The sequence below is a fragment of the Streptomyces hirsutus genome, from assembly GCF_001418415.1.
GTDB lineage: Bacteria > Actinomycetota > Actinomycetes > Streptomycetales > Streptomycetaceae > Streptomyces > Streptomyces hirsutus.
Genome location: NZ_LIQT01000665.1, coordinates 1 through 1,438, shown reverse-complemented (window position 1 = coordinate 1,438; position 1,438 = coordinate 1). Strand labels below are relative to the sequence as shown.

Annotated in this window: 1 protein-coding gene; it reads left to right on the top strand. The window is 70.7% G+C overall.

The features are described 5' to 3' along the window. Nucleotides 1-465: 465 nt before the first annotated feature. The coding region (locus tag AOK11_RS37015) for a serine/threonine-protein kinase (protein ID WP_157869534.1) at nt 466-1,438 on the top strand (973 nt) is incomplete at its 3' end.

Sequence of the window (1,438 nt, the reverse complement as noted above, 5' to 3'; positions counted from 1 at the left end):
CCGCGGTCCCCCACCGCGGACTTCCCCCACCACCACACGCGCACGTACGGCCAGTGCTGCAGGCATCCTCGCACCTGCCACCGACAACGCGCCCGCCTCCCCGCATCAAATGATCTTGATTGGTCGGCTCTGCCCTCAAAAGTGCCTGACCAATGCGTCATGGATGATCGTTCCAGCGCTACTTGAGATCGGTCACGTCCGGCCATCGGCAACCAACGGACCGGGTCGAGCGTCTTTCCTCGAACACGAGCAGGACCCCGCGGACCCCGCCCGGGCCCTGGTCCGGGCCCTGGTCCGGGCTGCGCCCGGGGGAGATCACGTCCTCCCCGTACGAGAGCCGGGAAGGAAGTCGTCGACGGTGTCAGGCCGGTGTCCCGCGTTGCGGCATTACAGTGGGGCGGAACATTTCCGAGCACGACGCATCACGGTGTACGCCAGTCAAGCAAGCAGCAGGGAGCGCATGACGTGCGGCCGGTAGGCAGCAAATACCTGCTCGAGGAGCCGATCGGACGCGGCGCCACGGGCACCGTCTGGCGAGCCCGCGTGGGGGTCCCCCCTGGCGCGCAGCCTGTCGGAGCTCCTTGGGGGAGCGAGACCGCGGGGGCCGAGGCGGCAGTGCCCGGTCAGCCGGGAGAGACCGTCGCGATCAAGGTCCTCAAGGAGGAGCTCGCGAGCGACGCGGACGTCGTGATGCGTTTCCTGAGGGAACGCTCCGTCCTGCTCAGACTGACCCACCCCAACATTGTCCGGGTCCGCGACCTGGTGGTCGAGGGCGATCTGCTGGCCCTGGTCATGGATCTCGTCGAGGGTCCCGACCTGCACCGCTATCTGCGCGAGAACGGCCCCTTCACGCCCGCCGCCGCCGCCCTCATGACCGCCCAGATCGCCGACGCGCTCGGCGCCAGCCACGCCGACGGCGTGGTGCACCGTGACCTGAAGCCCGCCAACGTGCTGCTCAAGCAGGGTGGCGGCGAGCTGCACCCGATGCTGACCGACTTCGGCATCGCCCGGTTGGCCGACTCCCCGGGGCTGACCCGCACCCACGAGTTCGTCGGCACACCCGCGTACATCGCGCCCGAGTCCGCCGAGGGCCGCCCGCAGACCTCCGCCGTCGACATCTACGGCGCCGGCATCCTGCTGTACGAACTGGTCACCGGCCGCCCGCCGTTCTCCGGCGGCTCCGCCCTGGAGGTGCTGCACCAGCACCTGAGCGCCGAACCGCGTCGCCCCTCCACCGTCCCGGACCCGCTCTGGACGGTCATCGAGCGCTGCCTCAGCAAGAACCCCGAGCAGCGGCCCAGCGCCGAGAACCTCGCGCGCGGCCTGCGTGTCGTCGCCGACGGCATCGGCGTGCACGTGAACTCCGCGCAGATCTCCGCCGCGGAGAACGTCGGCGCGCTCCTCATGCCCGACCCCGCGCCCGCCCCCGGGCCCGGCA